Origin of the sequence: Finegoldia magna (assembly GCF_018371055.1) — a bacterium.
GTDB lineage: Bacteria > Bacillota > Clostridia > Tissierellales > Peptoniphilaceae > Finegoldia > Finegoldia magna_I.
Genome location: NZ_JAGYZD010000223.1, coordinates 1 through 2,693, shown reverse-complemented (window position 1 = coordinate 2,693; position 2,693 = coordinate 1). Strand labels below are relative to the sequence as shown.

The window sequence follows — 2,693 nt, the reverse complement described above, 5'->3', positions numbered from 1 at the left end:
AAATTAGAAGAAAAAAACTATTGGCTTCAATTAGAAAATGATGCAATAAAAAGATGATAGAATTGTCTCAAATGACAGACAATTACTGAAACAATCGAGATTTTAAGAAATAAATACAAATTAAAAGACTTGTTAAAATACTTCAATCTTCCAAAATCAACATATATGTATTGTCAAAAACGCTTAAATATACCAAATAAAGATATGGAAATAGAAAACAAAATACTCAAAATTAGAAAAGAAAATCCAAACTATGGATACAGAAGAATAACAGCGATGTTAAAAAGATTAGGACTAAAAATAAACAAAAAGAAAGTACAAAGATTAGTTCAAAATCTAAAACTTCAAGTAAAAAGTTTTTCAAGAAAATCAAGAAAATACTCATCCTACAAAGGACAAGTAGGGAAAGTAGCAGACAACAAAATAAAAAGAAACTTTAAAGTAGAAAAACCATATACACAAATAACAACTGACACAACAGAATTTAAGTATTTTGAAAAAGATAAATCAGGGACCTACCAAATAAAGAAACTTTATCTAAATCCATATTTAGATATGTACAACAGTGAAATACTAAGCTATGAAATATCGAAACAACCAACTCTAGAACCAATCCTAAAAGCCTTAGACAAGGTCATAGAAATAACTAACAAAACAAAAGAAAAAAGAATATTTCACTCAGATCAAGGTTGGGCATACCAAATAGATCAATACACATCAAAACTAGAATCTAACGGTATCACTCAATCCATGTCAAGAAAAGGAAATTGCTTAGATAACTCACCAATGGAAAACTTCTTCGGAATATTAAAACAAGAAGTATACTACGGAAATAAATTCTATTCATACGAACACTTAAAACAAACAATAGAAGATTTCATAAAATATTACAATGAAGAAAGGATAAAAGAAAAACTAGGATATTTATCACCAGTAGAATATAGAAAGAAAAATGTAGCATAAAAATTTCTACCCCTATGGGTAGAATAGGACAAAAAAACCAGAGACAAATATTTCTAAATGTCTCTGGTACAAAGTCCAACTTTTTGGGGTCACCATAATTATCCGACCTTTAATTTTTATTTAACGATATTTAGTTTTTGTGGTAAGATATAAATAAAATAAATGTTAAAGGGGAAATATTTTGGATTTATTTGAATACAATTTACAATTACAAAAAGAAAATAGTTCGCCGTTAGCAAATAGACTCAGACCTAAAAGTTTGGATAAATATTTTGGGCAATCACATGTGGTTGGAGAAGGAAAGCTTTTGAATAGATTGATAAAGGCTGATAAAATTCCTTCCATGATTTTTTATGGTCCTCCTGGAACTGGAAAAACAACATTGGCAGAAATAATCTCAAATCAAACTAATTCATTGTTCGAAAGATTATCTGCTATTTCTAGTGGAGTTAAAGATATTAGGGAAGTCATCTCAACTGCAAAAAATAATTTGAGCATGTATAACAAAAAGACTGTTTTGTTTATAGACGAAATTCACAGATTTAATAAATCACAGCAAGACGCATTGCTAGGATATGTTGAAGACGGAACAATTACTTTAATAGGTGCTACTACAGAAAATCCATTCTTTGAAGTTAACAAGGCGCTTTTATCTAGATGTCAAATTATCGAGTTGAAACCGCTGGCTGATAATGATATTAGAAATATCATAGAAAATGCGCTTACAGAAGATAAAAAGCTAAGAGAAATGAACATTCAAATTGATGAAAAAGCAATTGATGTTCTTGTCAATTCTGCAAATGGAGATGCAAGAAGTGCCTTGAATGCTTTGGAAATTGCAGTCGAAAGTACAGACCAAGTTAATGGATGTTTGATCATAGATGAAGATGTGATAAAAAATTCTGTATTTAAACCTGTGTTAAAATATGACAAAGAAGAAGATCACTATAATGTAATATCGGCATTCATTAAATCTATGAGAGGTTCTGATATCGACGCAGCTTTGTATTACTTAGCAAGAATGATTGAAAGCGGAGAAGATCCCAAATTCATCGCGAGAAGAATGGTGATTTTCGCATCAGAAGATATTGGTTTGGCAAATCCTGAAGCTTTGACTGTAGCTATAAATGTGTTCAATGCTGTTAATTTAATAGGGTTACCAGAATGTAGGATAAATTTATCGAATGGGGTAATTTATCTTGCATCTAGTGAGAAATCGAATACGTCTTATGTCGCAATTGACAAGGCTTTGGAAGATATTCGACAAAACAAGATTTACGATGTTCCTAGTCATCTAAAAGATGCGCATTATAGTGGGGCAAAATCATTGGACAGAGGAATTGGATACAAATATCCACATAATGATGATTCGTATCAGCAATATTTACCATACGAACTGAAAGATCAAAAATATTACGATCCAAAAGATATTGGATATGAAAGCAAAATATATAAAAAAACGAGGAGTAAAGAATGATATTAATTAGAGATTTGATTAAAGATTACGAAAAGTATTCTGACAAAGAAGTTGAAGTTGGAGGTTGGATTAAAAACTCAAGATTCAGTAAGAATGTTGGATTTATTGAACTAAACGACGGAACTTTCTTCAATCCAGTTCAAATAGTAGTAGGAAAAGATAATGAAGATTTTGAAAAAAGTGAAAAACTAAAATTAAGTTCAGCAATTATTGTCGTAGGTAAATTAGTTTTGACTCCAAATTCTAAACAACC

General features: G+C 30.0%; 3 protein-coding genes. All 3 read left to right on the top strand.

Translation table 11 applies throughout. From position 1 onward, the window contains the following. The first annotated feature begins 81 nt into the window (after positions 1-81). Positions 82-963 (top strand): IS3 family transposase, encoded by an 882-nt coding sequence (locus tag KHW44_RS08265; RefSeq protein ID WP_369680526.1) that lies wholly within the window; start codon positions 82-84, stop codon positions 961-963. Positions 964-1,144: 181 nt separating this feature from the next. Then, a complete protein-coding gene (locus tag KHW44_RS08260) occupies positions 1,145-2,440 on the top strand; it encodes a replication-associated recombination protein A (RefSeq protein ID WP_304068318.1) in 1,296 nt (431 codons plus the stop codon). Beyond that, positions 2,437-2,693: OB-fold nucleic acid binding domain-containing protein (locus tag KHW44_RS08255; protein ID WP_304068315.1), on the top strand; the 257-nt coding region annotated here is incomplete at its 3' end. The genes KHW44_RS08260 and KHW44_RS08255, both read left to right, overlap by 4 nt.